Annotated in this window: 14 protein-coding genes; 10 read left to right on the forward strand and 4 right to left on the reverse strand. The window is 58.9% G+C overall.

Annotated elements, in window-relative coordinates; all coding sequences use genetic code 11:
• The first annotated feature begins 25 nt into the window (after nucleotides 1–25).
• From DW913_RS06965 to DW913_RS06980, 4 genes are all read left to right on the forward strand, one after another.
• Nucleotides 26–1,249 carry an iron-containing alcohol dehydrogenase gene (locus DW913_RS06965; RefSeq protein ID WP_117798051.1) on the forward strand — a complete coding sequence of 408 codons (1,224 nt, stop codon included), beginning with the start codon at nucleotides 26–28 and terminating at the stop codon, nucleotides 1,247–1,249.
• An 83-nt stretch (nucleotides 1,250–1,332) separates the two neighbouring features.
• Nucleotides 1,333–2,433: a glycerol dehydrogenase gene (locus tag DW913_RS06970; protein WP_022093872.1), complete on the forward strand. Its 1,101-nt coding sequence runs from the start codon at nucleotides 1,333–1,335 to the stop codon at nucleotides 2,431–2,433.
• Between the two features lie 114 nt (nucleotides 2,434–2,547).
• On the forward strand, nucleotides 2,548–3,615 hold the full coding sequence (locus tag DW913_RS06975; protein WP_158566214.1) for a glycerol dehydrogenase: 1,068 nt from the start codon (nucleotides 2,548–2,550) through the stop codon (nucleotides 3,613–3,615).
• A 151-nt stretch (nucleotides 3,616–3,766) separates the two neighbouring features.
• Nucleotides 3,767–5,020 (forward strand): 4Fe-4S binding protein, encoded by a 1,254-nt coding sequence (locus DW913_RS06980; RefSeq protein ID WP_117798053.1) that lies wholly within the window; start codon nucleotides 3,767–3,769, stop codon nucleotides 5,018–5,020.
• A 131-nt stretch (nucleotides 5,021–5,151) separates the two neighbouring features.
• On the opposite strand, the gene DW913_RS06985 is transcribed toward DW913_RS06980, so the two are convergent.
• A complete protein-coding gene (locus DW913_RS06985; RefSeq protein ID WP_117798054.1) occupies nucleotides 5,152–5,907 on the reverse strand; it encodes a GntR family transcriptional regulator in 756 nt (251 codons plus the stop codon).
• Between the two features lie 65 nt (nucleotides 5,908–5,972).
• On the reverse strand, nucleotides 5,973–6,998 hold the full coding sequence (locus DW913_RS06990; RefSeq protein ID WP_117798055.1) for a zinc-dependent alcohol dehydrogenase family protein: 1,026 nt from the start codon (nucleotides 6,996–6,998) through the stop codon (nucleotides 5,973–5,975).
• A 359-nt stretch (nucleotides 6,999–7,357) separates the two neighbouring features.
• On the opposite strand from DW913_RS06990, the gene DW913_RS06995 reads away from it, so the two are divergent.
• The 4 genes from DW913_RS06995 to DW913_RS07010 all read left to right on the forward strand — a co-directional run bounded on the left by DW913_RS06995 (nucleotide 7,358) and on the right by DW913_RS07010 (nucleotide 12,060).
• Nucleotides 7,358–8,962, forward strand: coding sequence for an alpha-glucoside-specific PTS transporter subunit IIBC (locus tag DW913_RS06995; protein ID WP_255415062.1), 1,605 nt, complete (start codon nucleotides 7,358–7,360; stop codon nucleotides 8,960–8,962).
• Between the two features lie 155 nt (nucleotides 8,963–9,117).
• Nucleotides 9,118–10,461, forward strand: coding sequence for a 6-phospho-alpha-glucosidase (locus tag DW913_RS07000; RefSeq protein ID WP_117798057.1), 1,344 nt, complete (start codon nucleotides 9,118–9,120; stop codon nucleotides 10,459–10,461).
• Nucleotides 10,462–10,588: 127 nt separating this feature from the next.
• On the forward strand, nucleotides 10,589–11,665 hold the full coding sequence (gene ychF, locus DW913_RS07005; protein WP_117798058.1) for a redox-regulated ATPase YchF: 1,077 nt from the start codon (nucleotides 10,589–10,591) through the stop codon (nucleotides 11,663–11,665).
• A gap of 11 nt (nucleotides 11,666–11,676) precedes the next feature.
• Nucleotides 11,677–12,060, forward strand: a complete 384-nt coding sequence (locus DW913_RS07010; protein ID WP_117798059.1) for a DUF1648 domain-containing protein — start codon at nucleotides 11,677–11,679, stop codon at nucleotides 12,058–12,060.
• A 9-nt stretch (nucleotides 12,061–12,069) separates the two neighbouring features.
• On the opposite strand, the gene DW913_RS07015 is transcribed toward DW913_RS07010, so the two are convergent.
• Nucleotides 12,070–12,459 carry a hypothetical protein gene (locus DW913_RS07015; RefSeq protein WP_117798060.1) on the reverse strand — a complete coding sequence of 130 codons (390 nt, stop codon included), beginning with the start codon at nucleotides 12,457–12,459 and terminating at the stop codon, nucleotides 12,070–12,072.
• A 76-nt stretch (nucleotides 12,460–12,535) separates the two neighbouring features.
• On the opposite strand from DW913_RS07015, the gene DW913_RS10295 reads away from it, so the two are divergent.
• Nucleotides 12,536–12,754, forward strand: coding sequence for a helix-turn-helix domain-containing protein (locus DW913_RS10295; protein ID WP_035136926.1), 219 nt, complete (start codon nucleotides 12,536–12,538; stop codon nucleotides 12,752–12,754).
• Between the two features lie 22 nt (nucleotides 12,755–12,776).
• Here DW913_RS10295 and DW913_RS07025 read toward each other — a convergent pair whose 3' ends face one another.
• On the reverse strand, nucleotides 12,777–13,790 hold the full coding sequence (locus tag DW913_RS07025) for an asparaginase (protein ID WP_117640124.1): 1,014 nt from the start codon (nucleotides 13,788–13,790) through the stop codon (nucleotides 12,777–12,779).
• Between the two features lie 267 nt (nucleotides 13,791–14,057).
• On the opposite strand from DW913_RS07025, the gene guaA reads away from it, so the two are divergent.
• A complete protein-coding gene (gene guaA / locus DW913_RS07030; protein ID WP_117635915.1) occupies nucleotides 14,058–15,656 on the forward strand; it encodes a glutamine-hydrolyzing GMP synthase in 1,599 nt (532 codons plus the stop codon).
• The last annotated feature ends 51 nt before the right edge of the window (nucleotides 15,657–15,707 follow it).

The following is a 15,707-nucleotide window of genomic DNA, read 5'->3' on the forward strand; positions in this document are numbered from 1 at the left end:
GAGGGGCTTGTTTAGGAGGCACAGTATGGGACGTTTTACCAATCCTCGCGATCTGTACTTTGGTGAGGGCGCTCGCCACGAGGTGAAGAACCTCAAGGGCAAGAAGGCCATCATCGTTTCTGGCGGCAGCTCCATGCGCCGCGGCGGGTTCCTGCAGGACGTCGAGGCCGACCTCAAAGAGGCCGGCATGGAGGTCAAGCTGTTCGAGGGCGTCGAGTCCGACCCGTCCATCGAGACGGTCATGAAGGGCGCCGAGGCCATGCGCGAGTTCGAGCCCGACTGGATTATCGCCATCGGCGGCGGCTCGCCCATTGATGCCGCTAAGGCCATGTGGGTCTTCTACGAGTATCCCGAGGAGTCCTTCGACAACATCATCCAGCCGTTCAGCTTCCCCGAGCTGCGTCAGAAGGCTCATTTCTGCGCCATCTCCTCTACCTCCGGCACCGCTACCGAGGTCACCGCGTTCTCCGTTATTACCGACTACGCCAAGGGCATCAAGTACCCGCTGGCCGACTTCAACATCACCCCTGATGTCGCCATCGTCGACCCCGAGCTCACCTACACCATGCCCGCCAAGCTGTGCGCTCACACCGGCATGGATGCTCTGACCCACTGCATGGAGGCCTACGTTTCCACCTTCGCCTCTATGTTCACCGACGCCAACGCTCTGCACGGCATCCGCGAGATCGTCGAGTGGCTGCCCAAGTCCTATGCTGGCGACCATGAGGCCCGTCAGCACATGCACGAGGCTCAGTGCATCGCCGGTATCGCCTTCTCCTCGGGCCTGCTCGGCATCGTTCACTCCATGGCTCACAAGACCGGTGCTGCCTTCGAGAACGGCCACATCATCCACGGTGCTGCTAACGCCATGTACCTGGGCAAGGTCATCCAGTGGAACTCCAAGGACCCCCGTGCTGCCGAGCGTTACGCTTACGTGGCCAAGGAGATCCTGCACCTTCCCGGCGAGACCAACGAGGAGCTCATCGCTGCGCTCGTCCAGAAGATCCGCGACCTCAACGACCAGCTCAACATTCCGCAGTCCATCAAGGATTACGCGAATGGTGGCGTGAAGGTCGACGCCGAGAACCCGCAGATGGTTTCCGAGGAGGAGTTCCTCGCCAAGCTCCCCGAGATCGCCGCGAACGCCGAGCAGGACGCCTGCACGCCCGAGAACCCGCGTGAGACCAAGGCTGCCGACTTCGAGAAGATTCTCAAGGCCTGCTACTACGACACCGACATCGATTTCTAATCGACTCTTGTTATCGTAACGAGGGGCTCCGCACGTATCTGTACGGAGCCCCTTTCTTTTTTCTTTTAGAGAATGGGATAGTTATGGCTGCAATTTTCAATAGCCCCAGCAAGTACATCCAGGGTCCGGACGAGCTCGCCAAGCTCGGTTCCTATGTCGAGCCGCTCGGCGCTAAGGCCCTCGTCATCGTGACGCCTTCGGGCAAGAAGCGCGTCGGTGCCAAGATCGAGGGCGGTTTTGCCGAGGCTAAGGCTGAGCTGCTGTTTGAGGACTTTAACGGCGAGTGCTCCAAGGGCGAGGTCGATCGCCTGGTTGCGCTCGCTCGCGACAACGGTTGCGACATCATCGTCGGCGTCGGTGGCGGCAAGATCCTCGACACCGCGAAGGCCGTCGCCTATTACCTGGAGTCCCCGGTTATCATTTGCCCCACCATTGCTTCGACCGATGCCCCGTGTTCGGCGCTTTCGGTGCTCTACACCGACGATGGCCAGTTCGATAAATATCTCTTCCTTAAGGCAAACCCCAACATTGTCCTGATGGATACGACGGTTATCGCGGCGAGCCCGGTGCGCCTGACGGTTTCCGGTATGGGCGATGCGCTCGCAACCTACTTTGAGGCCCAGGCGACGCACGATGCCGACGGTGGCACCTGCGCTGGCGGCAAGGGCGGCATGGCCGGTCTGGCGCTCGCCAAGCTCTGCTACGAGACGCTTATGGCCGATGGCGTCAAGGCCAAGGTCGCGCTGGAGAAGGGTGCGCTCACGCCTGCCGTCGAGCATATCATCGAGGCCAATACGCTGCTTTCGGGCATTGGCTTTGAGAGCTCGGGCCTTGCTGCTGCTCATGCCATCCACAATGGTCTGACGATGCTGCCCGAGTGCCACAGCATGTATCACGGCGAGAAGGTCGCCTTCGGCACCATCGTCCAGCTGGTACTCGAGGATGCCCCGACCGAGAAGCTCGAGGAAGTCTTGGGCTTCTGCATTGAGCTGGGCCTGCCGGTCACGATGAAGGAACTTGGCGTTGCCGAGGTTACGCGCGAGAAGGCCATGATTGTTGCCGAGGCCGCGTGCGCGCCCGAGGACACCATGTGCAACATGCCGTTTGAGGTGACGCCCGAGATGGTCGCAAACGCCATCCTGGGTGCCGACGCACTGGGCCACTACTATCTCATGGATGAGTAAATCAAGCTAAGGAAGGGGCAAAGCCAGCAGATGGCTTTGCCCCTTTTTGCTATGGTGCAAAGGGGTCAGGTTACTTTGCACCAATCGTTGTTTGATGAAAGGGCGGATTCTCGCATGGCGCTTCCCATGGTTTATGGCGGCCCCGGCCGGTATGTTCAGGGGCCGGGCGAGCTTTCGCGTCAGGGTAGGTATTTGTCATGGTTGGGCTGCGCTGCCTATGTCTTGTTTGACCAGGGCACCGAGGATCGACTGTGCAGACAGATTGTCGATGGATTTCTGGACAAAGATCTAAGCGAGCCGTTCTTTAAGATTTACAACGGTCCGTGTACGGAAGAGGCCGTTGTCGAAATGGCTAAGGAAGCCCAGGCTGAGTATTGCGACATGGTGGTGGGTATTGGCGGCGGCAAAATGCTCGATATCGCCAAGGCAGTAGCGTTTTATGCCGAGCTGCCGTTGTGTGTATGCCCCACGGCGGCTTCGATGGACGGTCCGTGCAGTGCGATTTCGGTGCTGTATCACGAGGATGGGTCGTTCGACCGCTATCTGATGCTCGAGAAGAATCCAGACCTAGTCGTGGTCGATACCAACGTGGTCGCGGCGGCCCCGCTGCGTATGACGGTCGCTGGTATGGGCGATGCGCTGGCAACGTACTTCGAGGCGCGTTCGTGCGCCGCGGCGCACGGCGCCAACGAGCATGGTGGAACGCCGGGGCACTTGGCCCTGGTCGCGGCTCGTGCCTGCTATGACACACTCATGGAGTGCGGCGTCGCTGCCAAGCGCGATCTCAAAAAGGGCCGTGTATCGCCGGCGGTTGAGCGCCTGATCGAGTGCAATATTCTGCTCTCGGGCGTCGGCTTTGAGAGCGGTGGCCTAGCGCTTGCCCATGCCATCGCCAACGGCCTGACGATTCTGCCCGAGTGCAAGGCCATGCATGGTGAGGCCGTGGCATTTGGTCTGGTGGTGCAGCTGCGCCTGGAGCGTGCGCCCGAGCTTGATCAGGTGCTCGAGTTTTGCCAGCGCGTTGGTCTGCCGACGACGCTCGAGGAGCTGGGTCTTGGCGAGATTTCCGATGCCGATCTGCAGGGTGTTGCAAATGCGGTCTTTAGAAACGAGCGTAACATGGCCAACGAGCAGGCCAAGGTGACCAAACAAAAGCTCCTGCAGCTCATGTGCGAGGCATAGTTTGGCGCTTGATTGACCTTGTGCAATCGAGACGGCGATAGGCCATGGTCTATTTGCCTCAAAGGTGCTCCGCGTGTAATTTGCCCGAGGCGTGGGCCGATGGCGTATCATAATCTCTTGCTTGTTTGCACTGCTCAGGGAGGGGCCGCGCATGGCGCAGGAACACGATCTGTTTGATGACATTATCGAGATCAGCAAGGGTTTCGACTTTCTTAAAAACCCGCTTGGCGGTGTGACCGATGCACTTGATCCGTCGGCGCCGCAGTGGAATCCTGCCGACTACAAGGAGCGTCCGCGCGGCAACACCATTCCGTGCCTGACCTGCAAAAACGAAAAGAGCGGCTGCACCGCGTGCATGGACGTGTGCCCGGTTAACGCTATCGAGGTCGAGGAAGACGCCATCGAGATCCTCGACTCCTGTCGCAAGTGCGGCCTGTGCGCCGCTGCCTGTCCGACCGAGGCAATCATCTCGCCGCGCCTGGCGCCCAAAAACGTCTACGACGACATTGTCTCGGCGGCTACGAGCCACGAGACCGCCTACGTCACCTGCACGCGCGCCCTTAAGCGCATGCCGCGCGAGAACGAGGTTGTTGTTGCCTGTGTGGGCGATATTACGGCCGAGACCTGGTTTTCGGTACTGGCCGACTATCCCAACGTGAGCGTGTACCTGCCGTTGGGCGTGTGCGATAAATGCCGCAACACCGGTGGCGAGGACATCCTGGGCGAGGCCATTGCTACCGCCGAGGAGTGGGCAGGCACGGGTATGGGCTTGGAGGTCGACCCCAAGAGCCTCAAATGCCATAAGCGCCGCGAGTACGAGCGCAAGGAGTACATGGAAAAGATCGCCCGCACCACGGGCCTGACGGTGACCAAGCTCAACCCGGCAACGGCGGCGCTGGCCTCGGTGACGCAGAAGCTCAAAGCCCATCGCCACCAGATTACCCAGTTGGAGCGTACGCTCAACACCATGTGCGGCACCACGACGACCAAGCGTCGCCGTACGCTCACGCACGGGCGGCAGCTGGTGCTCTCGACGCTGCAAAACCATCCCGAGCTTGCCCAGAACATGCAGGTGAGCACGCCGGAGTGCGATTTTGACAAGTGCACGTCGTGTGGCGAGTGCGTCAACGTTTGTCCCACGTTTGCCTGCGATCTGGTGGGAAGCGGCCGCTTTGCACTGGAATCCACGTATTGCTTGGGCTGTGGTGCCTGCGTCAAGGTGTGCCCCGAGCATGCGCTCAAGTTGGTTGAGCATGACGCGTCCCATCTGGTCGTCGTCGATCCCGAAGCTGAGGAAAAGGCCGCCCAGAAGGCGAAGGCTCACGAGGAGGCCGAGAAGGTCAAGGCCGAGGCAAAGGCCAAGCTTGACAAGATGCTCGACCAGGTGGAGAAGCTCGCGGACTAGCTAAAAGAGCGTAAATGATGGCCGATGGGACAGGTACTGCCCTATCGGCCAAAAAAGTTGCGGTGGAACAGTTCCTGTTTTGCCCTTAAGCTGGCCATTCTAGGAACTATTCCACCGCAACTAATAGATGGTTAGTTCATGCTGCTTTGGTGGCCGGTTCGACCGCTACCGTTGCGCGTCACGGTTTCATGGAGCAAAAAGAACCCGGGGACCTGTTTGGTCTCGGTGTATTCCATAAGGATGCCGTCGGCGTTGTAGGTCTGCCCGCGTATAACGGCGAGTGCGTTAAAGTCGTCAAGATCGAGCACACGCGTATCCTCGGGCGTGGGATGCTCGATCGTTACATCGCGTTTGCCCGTGGCAATCTTAATGCCAAGATCTTCTTCGAGGTAACGATAGATCGAGTCGTTGACAATCTCGGGTGTCAGCCCCGGTACTTGTGAGCTTAGGTAATAGGAGTCGTCGGAGCACACGGCTTGTCCGTCTGCATAACGGATGCGTTTGGCGCGTGTGAGCTCACAGCCTTCGGGAAACCCAGTAATCTTGGAGAGCGCCTTGCTGCAGATGAGGAGCTCAAAGACGGTGGTGACAGTCTTGAGCTCAAAGCCTCGGTTGACCGCGATTTCCTTAAAGGTCTCGAGTCCGCCGCCACCACGACTCTTCTCGTCACTGATGTTGCGAATGACGCGCATGCCTTTGCCTTGCTGGGGGAGCACGTAACCATCTGCCGCAAGCATCGAGATGGCGCGACGGACCGTCATGCGCGAACAGTCAAACAGCTGCGTGAGCTCAGTCTCCGAAGGCAGATAACTCTGATAGGCGTATGTGCCGTCGTCAATCGACTGCTTCACGTTGTCATAAATAGTTTGGAAGATGGCTCGCGCCATGACGGTCTCCTAGAGCTGGGTGCGCGAACGACGGGTGAGGGCCGCCCGCGCAGGTGTCAATCGATTTACTTGCTGGGGTCGATTATATATTTACCCATGGCACGCAGGGCCGGGTCTGACAGGATGGCGCCGAGTTCGTCGAGGGAGGCCACTTTTGCGACCATCGAGGAAACGTCGATCCTGCCCGAGTCGATGAGCTCGAGCGCGCGACGCTGCGTATAAGGGTTGATGTAGGACGAGGTGAGCACAAGCTCCTTCTGGAAGACCTCGAAGGGCTTGACGGTGATTGTCTCATCGGGCTTGGTGAGGCCGAACATCATGACCGTAGCCTTGTGGCCGGCGATCTGGATGGCCTGCTCGATGGTGACGGGCTTGCCAACACACTCGATAACGACATCGACGTTGCCGACGCCCTCCTGCTTCAGGCGGGCCGGGACGTCCTCGTGGATGGAATCAATTGCCAGATCGGCGCCGAGTTTGAGCGCAACCTCGCGCTTGCCCTCGACGGGCTCGAGCAAGACAACCTTGGTGGCGCCGGCGTTTTTGGCAAGCTGCATCATGAGCAGACCGATCATGCCACCGCCGATGACGACAACCGTGCTGCCGGGCTTGATGTTGCACATATCGATGCCGTGCAGGCAGCAGGCGACGGGCTCGGTCATAGCACCCTGCTCAAAGCTGGTGTGATCGCCCAACTTGTAGACTTGCTGCATATCGACGGAGCAGTACTCGGCAAAGCCGCCGTTAACGGTGGTGCCGTAACCGGTCATATGCTCGCAGTAGTGGTTGATTCCGTCGCGGCAGGGTTCGCAGCAGCCGCAGGGATGGTTTGGGTCGATGCACACGCGATCGCCCGGTTTAAAGCCAGCGACGTCGCTGCCCACGGCCTCGACAACCCCCGCAAACTCATGACCAAGGATCGTGGGCGGGGTAACGTCGGCTGCACCCTTGTCGCCTTCATAGATATGAACGTCGGTACCGCAGACGCCGCAAGCCTTGACGTTGATCAGAACGTCGCGCTTGCCCACGGCCGGCTTTGTCGAATCCTCGACCCTGAGATCGTGCTTTCCATAGAAGACCGCGCTTTTCATGGTGACTCCTTAACGTGGTGGTGAATGTTGTAATGAAGTATAGGTATGTCTGCAGATATAGACAAGCATATCTAGACAAGTAAAAAAGAAATATGAATTGCAGCTATCACCTATATCAGATCTAGCAGGCGAAATACTGGACATATACCGTTTACGGCCAATAATCAACCGTTTACCGACCGTAGTATTTATACTAACTTGTCTAGATAAGTGATATGATAAAAATAGAAGCGCAAGAAGTCAGGGAAGCGGGCCCACCCGTCCTATTGCACGAGGTACACGCAAACGGCGCGTCTGCGGTCTCGAGTGAAGCCAAAACCGCAGCGCTCCGAATGAAGAGAGGGGGATTCCCCGTCATGATGCAAAAGATACAACGTTTCGGCGGTGCAATGTACACGCCTGCAATTCTTTTCGCATTTTCCGGAATCGTCGTCGGCCTGGGTACGTTGTTTACCACCGAGGCGATCTTTGGCGAGATGGCCACAGCGGGTCATCTTTGGTTTGATTGCTGGAATGTGCTGCTCCAGGGTGGTTGGACGCTCTTTAACCAGATGCCGTTGCTGTTTTGCGTAGCGTTGCCAATCTCGCTCGCGAACAAGCAGAACGCTCGCTGCTGCATGGAGACTTTGGCCATCTACCTTACCTTCAACTACTTTGTAAGCACAATCTTGGGGCAGTGGGGCCCTGTCTTTGGTGTCGACTACTCTGTCGAGGCGGGCAGCGGTACTGGTCTTGCCACTATCGCAAGCATCAAAACGCTTGACATGGGCATCATGGGCGCGCTCATTATCTCTGGTATCGCCACGATGCTGCATAACAAGTTCTTCGACACCGAACTTCCTGAGTGGCTGGGCGTGTTCTCGGGCTCCGTGTTCATTTATATGATCGGTTTCTTCGTTATGGTTCCGGTCGCTCTTATTGCCTGCCTGGTGTGGCCGCATGTTCAGGCTGCTATCTCCGCCTTCCAGGGATTCATCCTTTCCGCCGGTACGTTTGGCGTGGGCGTCTTTGCTTTCTTCGAGCGCGTGCTGATCCCTACAGGCCTTCACCACTTTATCTATACGCCGTTCTATTACGACAACGCGGCGGTCAATGGCGGCATCTTTGCCGCTTGGGCTAACATCCTGCCCCAACTGGCTGCCGATCCGAGCATTGCTCTTAAGGATGCCGCACCCTGGGCTGCCTATACCTGCCCTGGATGGACTAAAGTCTTCGGCTCGCTTGGCGTTGCCATTGCGTTTTATATGACCGCCAAGCCCGAGCGCAAGCAGCGCGTCAAGGCTCTGCTCATCCCCGTCACCCTTACCGCTATGCTTTGCGGTATTACCGAGCCGCTTGACTTCACCTTCCTGTTCATCGCGCCCGGCCTGTTCGTCGTCCACTGCGTGCTCGGAGCGCTTGGCTGCATGGCTCAAAACCTCCTTGGCGTCGTGGGCATCTTCGACGGCGGCATCATCTCGATGCTCTCGTGGGACTGGCTGCCCCTTTGGGCCGCACACGGTCTGCAGTACACCATCTCCATCCTTGTCGGTCTGTGCTTTACCGCCCTTTGGGTCGTGGTCTTCCGTTTCCTGATCGTCAAGTTCGACTTTAAGACCCCCGGTCGCGAGGATGACGATGTTGAGGTCGAGCTCAAGTCCAAGGCCGACTACAAGCAAAAGCAGGGCGCTGCTGCTGGCAAATCGGTCGCCCAGAGTAAAGATGATGAGCGCTTGGTGCTTGCCGAGAACATCCTCGATCTACTCGGTGGCACGGATAACATCATCGATGTAACTAACTGCGCTACCCGTCTGCGCGTTAACGTCAAGGACAAGAGCGTCGTTGCACCCGAGGCTTCCTTCAAGGCGATCGGTACGCATGGCTTGGTGGTCCAAGGTCAGTCAATCCAGGTCATCATCGGCCTTACCGTCCCGCAGGTTCGCGAGAAGTTCGAGAGTCTTCTGAAGTTCGAGAGTCTTCTGTAAACCATCGTCCATCGAAACAATCGGCCTTGCAGAGCCGGTATGCACCGCAAGGCCGATTCTAGAGATAAAAAACTCCACTTCTAGGTAACAATTCCAAACCGTACAGGCCGCGTGCGGGGATGGATTGAGCAAGCGGCCAGAATGAGGAGGACATCATGTCCAAGAAAAACTATGCCGTGACCATTGCCGGCGGTGGCTCTACCTTCACTCCGGGCATTGCCCTGATGCTGCTTGAGGAGCGCGACCGCTTCCCGGTCAACAAGGTGACCTTCTACGACAACAACGCCGAGCGCCAGGAGACCGTGGCCAAGGCCTGCGAGATCTACTTCCACGAGAACGCCCCCGAGGTTGAGTTCAACTACACCACCGACCCCGAAACAGCATTCACCGGGACCGACTTCGTCCTTGCTCACATCCGCGTTGGCCTGTACGCTATGCGTGAGCTCGACGAGAAGATTCCTCTCAAGTACGGCTGCGTTGGCCAAGAGACCTGCGGCGCCGGCGGTATCGCCTACGGCATGCGCTCCATTGGTGGCGTCATCGAGATCCTCGACTACATGGAGAAGTACAGCCCCAACGCCTGGATGCTCAACTACTCCAACCCCGCGGCCATCGTCGCCGAGGCCTGCCGCGTGCTGCGCCCCAACAGCCGCATCATCAACATCTGCGACATGCCGATCGACCTTATGGATAAGATGAGCCGTATGTGCGGCATCAAGGATCGTCGCGAGCTGCAGTATAGCTACTACGGCCTCAACCACTTTGGTTGGTGGAGCAAAATCTACGACAAGGACGGCAACGACCTTATGCCGCAGATTAAGGAGCACATGGCTAAGAACGGCTACCTGGACGGCATCGAGCACGAGGCCGGTAAGGAGCAGCATGTCGAGGAGAGCTGGATTCACACCTTCGGCAAGGCCAAGGATGTCTATGCTGTCGATCCCGAGACGATTCCCAATACTTACCTCAAGTATTACCTGTACCCGGACTATGTCGTCGAGACGTCCGACCCCAACTATACTCGCGCCAATGAGGTTATGGACGGCCGCGAGAAGAAGGTCTTTGGCGCTTGCCGCGACATCATCGCCAAGGGTACGGCCAAAGACGGCGGCTTTGAGCCAGATGTACATGCCAACTACATCGTCGACCTTGCCTGCGCACTGGCCGAGAATACGCTCGAGCGCTTCCTGCTGATCGTCCCCAACGATGGCGCTGTGCCCAACTTCGACCCGACGGCCATGGTCGAGGTTCCTTGCATCGTCGGTTCCAACGGCTTTGAGAAGATCTGCCAGGGCCCGATCCCGCAGTTCCAGAAGGGCCTGATGGAGCAGCAGGTTTCCGTCGAGAAGCTCGTTGTCCAGGCTTGGGTCGAGGGCAGCTACCAGAAGCTCTGGCAGGCACTCACGCTCTCCAAGACCATTCCTTCGGCGAGCGTTGCCAAGCAGATCCTGGACGAGCTCATCGAGGCCAACAAGGATTTCTGGCCCGAGCTTAAGTAAGGACTACTGTCTCGAACCCTCACGCATCTCTGCTTCATTTGCGCCGTCGTGGTGTCCGGATTCGCCCGGATGCTGCGGCGGCGCTATACTTATGCAGTTTGAAGTACCTGTACCAAAAGGAGCTGTCGTGTCCCTTTCCATCGGTATCGTGGGCCTGCCCAACGTGGGCAAGTCGACGCTGTTCACCGCGCTTACCAAAAAGACCGGCCTTGCCGCCAACTACCCGTTCGCCACGATCGACCCCAACGTGGGTATCGTCGACGTGCCCGATAGCCGCCTGCAAAAGCTCGCCGACATCGTCAACCCGGGCCGCATTGTGCCGGCTACGGTCGAGTTCGTCGACATCGCAGGTCTGGTGAAGGGCGCTAACGAGGGCGAGGGTCTGGGCAACCAGTTCTTGGCAAACATCCGCGAGACCGATGCCATCTGCGAGGTCGTGCGCTACTTTAAGGACCCCAACGTCATGCGTGAGGTGGGCCGCACGGGCGAGTTCGTCGATCCCGCCGGCGATGCCGACACCATCATGACCGAGCTCATCCTGGCCGACATGGGCACGCTCGAGAAGCAGCTGCCCAAGCTCGAGAAGGAGGCCAAGCGCGACAAGGAGCTCATGCCCAAGTTTGAGGTGGCCAAGCGCCTGCTTGTCTGGCTCAACGAGGGCAAGCGCGCCGCATCCATGGAGATGACCGACGAGGAGCGTGCCGCCGCCAAGGGCCTGTTCCTGCTCACCATGAAGCCCATCCTGTATGTGGCCAACGTGGACGAGGATATGCTCAACGACGACCTGGCGCCCATCGACGGCGTCAAGCCGCTGCCCATCTGCGCCAAGATCGAGGCCGAGCTTTCCGAGCTCGATCCCGAGGACGCCGCCGACTACCTGGAGAGCCTGGGCTTGGAGCAGCCCGGTCTGGACGTGCTCGCGCAGGCAGCCTACAAGCTGCTCGGCCTGCAGTCGTTCTTTACGGCCGGCGAGATGGAGGTCAAGGCCTGGACAGTGCGTCAGGGCGCGACCGCCCCGCAGGCCGCCGGTGTCATCCACACCGACTTTGAGCGCGGCTTTATTAAGGCCGAGGTCATTGGCTATGACGACTACATCGAGCTCGGCGGCGAGCAGGGCGCCAAAGCCGCTGGCAAGCTGCGTATTGAGGGCAAGGACTATGTCATGGCCGATGGCGACGTCGTGCACTTCCGCTTTAACGTGTAAGGACGACGTGCATGTTTAAATATGGTAAAAAAGCCGGCTACATGGGTATCGCGCTGCTGGTGCTTGCGGTGCTTCCGCTGGTGGTAGCGGCGTTTGTGATCCCCAACATTGGTCCCGAGGTGGCAACGAAGTTTAACGCCGCCGGCGAGGTGACGCGCTGGGGCAAGAGCTACGAGCTGCTGGCACTGCCGGTGCTCAACCTGCTGCTGAGCGTGGCGACGTATTTTACTGCCGGTCGTCAAGCAAAGAACAACGAAGACTCCGCTGTGATGGCACGTCTTACGTGCGAGCGCTACCTGCGCAACGGTTGCATCACGGGTGTGTTCCTCAACGTGATCAACGTTTACTTTATGTACTCGGCGATTACCGGAACGGGTTTTGGCTTGGGCTTTTAGCTTGTCCTTTTAGGCAACGAGCCTGCACGCATATTCAATGGCTGCTGCGAGGCCGCCGCTCGATCGTGGTTTAAAGACCATGTCGGCGGCGGTCTCGTTTTCGTATCCGGCGCCACGAAGGGCGAGTGCGATGCCGGCTTCTAGAAGGAGCGGCAGGCCGCGTTGGCTGGTTGCGATTACGGCAGCCTGATTGAGCGGGCAGCTGTGCGTTTGGCATTGGATGGCAAGTTCACCTTGCGCCGGGCAAGGGACCAGAACGGCGGCGACGCGACTTGATAGCAATGCAAATGCTGTGCGCTCATCGGGCGAAAGGCATTCGGCTTCAACGACGACGAGCTTGGGCGGTGCGCTGTTTGTGCGAAGCGTGGCTCGGTACATGCGGACCGAAGAACCCGACATAGAAAACTCCTGTGTATTCGGCAAAACGTAAACTATAGTTTACGTTTTTGTTCAGCTCCATTTCAAACTCGGCTGCATGGACGAACGTGCGAAACAGATTCTTGGCAGGCGGGTCGAAGAGACACGCAGGGACCTTGGTATCTCCAAGGTTGATTTTTGTGTGGCGACAGGAATCAGCCGACCCTACCTCGACCGAATCGAAGATGGGACGGCAAATTTCACGCTCAAGGTTCTATTTAAGATCGCGCCCGCACTCGGCATGACGGTGTCAGAGCTTCTCGAGGGGATCGAATAGGGGATACCCGTCGATAACTGAATTACGCCATCGGGATGCGGTCGTGGTTGACTTGGCTGTAGAACAGGCGCTGAATCTCGGCCGCATCACGTGACTGGCCGAGTGCCCACATGGTTTTGGCCACGAGCGTCTCGGTGGTCATGTCATCGCCGCGCAGAATGCCCGGATGATCGGCGTAAGCACGGCCGACCTCATAAACGCCCAGATCGAGGCCCTCTTCGGGGACCTGCGTGGTCATAACGACGGTACGACCCGAATCGACCCAGCGGAAAATCGCCTCCTGGAATGACTCGCCGGACTCGCCAAACTCGGGAATGCCGCCAATGCCGAAGGTCTCCAGGATTACGGCATCGTAGCTATCGGCAAGGGCGTCGAGGATGCCCGGGTTTACGCCGGGCGTGAGCTTGAGTACAAATACGCGCGGGTCGATGCTGTCGTAGAAACGCACCGGGTTTTCGCCCTGATGCGTGCCGTGAAGCCCGTTGCGCACGATGCGGTCGTTGCGGATGTAGGCGATGGGCGGATAGTTGACGCTAATAAACGCGTTAAAGCTCATGGTGCGCTGCTTGCGGGCGCGCGTACCGGCAATAGCGACGCCGCCAAACACGATTGAAACATCGTGCGAATGCTCGTCGAGCGCATAGAGCAGGCTCTGGTACAGATTGAGCTTGGCGTCGGTAAAGGGATTGCCCATGGGCTTTTGCGAGCCGGTGAGCACGATGGGCTTGGGGCTGTCCTGAATCAGGTAGGAAAGCGCTGCCGCGGTGTAGCTCATGGTGTCGGTGCCGTGCAGGACCACAAAGCCGTCGTGATCGGCATAGCCTTCGACGATGACATCGCGGATGCGCATCCAGTCGCTCGGGCGCATATTGGTACTGTCGATGTTCATGGGCTGCATCACGTCGAGCTCGCAGAGGCCCGAGATCTCGGGGACGCTCTGGGCGAGCTCCTCACCGGTCAGGGCGGGGGAGAGGCCGTTGCCGTCCTCGGTCGATGCGATGGTGCCGCCCGTGGCGATGAGAAGGATGCGCTTCATGCTGGTATTCCTATCGTATTTGCCGCCGCAGAGGCGGAGTCGTTCGGCAGTATTGTGGCACAGGGCGTCCAATGTTCAAGCGTATTACATCATCTGTAACGTTCGGTAACACTTCAATTGCCGTCAAATAGGGGTCCAGGTCGTGCGTTTGCCGTGCGCTGATGGTTGCGAGGGACGAGAAACCCCATATAACGTGTACACTATGAAAGCTATTTCGTTCATTCACGCGGGTGAGCATCGGCTCCCCGCCAACAAGAGGGGGAAACCATGGATCAAAAGGCTTCCGCAAAGGTCCTCGTACTCGACTTTGGTGCGCAGTACGGTCAGCTCATTGCCCGTCGCGTCCGCGACCTCAACGTGTATTCCGAGATCGTTCCCTGCGACATCTCGGCCGACGAGATTCGCGAGATGAACGCCTCTGCACTCATCCTTTCCGGCGGCCCGGCTTCTGTGTATGCCGAGGACGCTCCGTCCATCGACCCCGCCATCTTTGACCTGGGCCTTCCCGTCCTGGGCTTCTGCTACGGTCATCAGATCACGGCCGTGACGCTCGGTGGCAAGGTCGGCCACTCCGAGGTGGGCGAGTATGGCCGCGCCACCATCACGCGCACGGCAGGCGCCAAGCTCTTTAACTCCACGCCCATGGAGCAGACCGTGTGGATGAGCCACCGCGATGCCGTGTCCGAGGTGCCCGAGGGCTTTACCGTTACCGCCAGCACCGACGTGTGCCCGGTTGCCGCCATGGAGTGCGTCGAGCGCAAGATCTTCACCACGCAGTTCCACCCCGAGGTCAAGCATTCCGAGTACGGTCAGCAGCTGCTGAGCAACTTCCTGTTTGAGATCTGCGGCCTGGAGCCCAACTGGAGCATGGACAACCTGGTCGAGACCATGACGGCCGAGTTCCGCGAGAAGGTCGGCAACGACCGCGTGATTCTGGCCCTGTCCGGCGGCGTCGACTCCTCCGTCGTGGCAGCTCTTGGCGCCCGCGCCGTAGGCAAGCAGATGACCTGCGTGTTCATCAACCACGGTCTGCTGCGCAAGGGCGAGCCCGAGCAGGTGGAGGAGGTCTTCACCAAGCAGTTTGACGTCGACTTTATCCACGTCCACGCCGAGGACCGTTATGCCGAGCTTCTGGCCGGCGTGACCGAGCCCGAGGAGAAGCGCCGCATCATCGGTACGCAGTTCTGGAAAGAGTTCTTCGCGGTTGCTCAGCAGCTTGAGACCGATGGTAAACCCGTGAAGTACCTGGCTCAGGGCACCATCTACCCCGACATCATCGAGTCCGGCGCTCGCAAGACGGGCGGCAAGACGGCCACCATCAAGAGCCATCACAACCTGATCCCGTTCCCCGAGGGCGTGCACTTCGACCTCATTGAGCCGCTCGACCACTTCTTTAAGGACGAGGTCCGCGCGCTTGGTCTGGCGCTGGGTCTGCCGGGTCACATCGTGTTCCGTCAGCCTTTCCCGGGCCCGGGTCTTGCCATCCGCATCATCGGTGCGGTCGACAAGGAGAAGCTCGAGATCCTCAAGAACGCCGACGCTATCGTGCGCGAGGAGCTCGACGCCTACAACCAGCGCCTGTTTGAGCAGACCGGCGAGCGCAACTCCGAGCACAGCTGCTGGCAGTATTTCGCGGTCCTGCCCGATATTAAGTCCGTTGGCGTTATGGGCGACGAGCGCACCTATCAGCGCCCGATCATCCTGCGCGCCGTCGAGTCCAGCGATGCCATGACCGCCGACTGGGCCAAGCTGCCCTACGACGTGCTGGCCCGCATCTCCGGCCGCATCGTTGCCGAGGTTCCCGGCGCCAACCGCGTGTGCTACGACATCACGTCCAAGCCGCCCGCGACGATTGAGTGGGAATAGAACATACGTTCGATAAAATAATATAGTATCAGATAGCGGGCACGGTTTCAA

Origin of the sequence: Collinsella sp. AM42-18AC (assembly GCF_003467965.1) — a bacterium.
GTDB lineage: Bacteria > Actinomycetota > Coriobacteriia > Coriobacteriales > Coriobacteriaceae > Collinsella.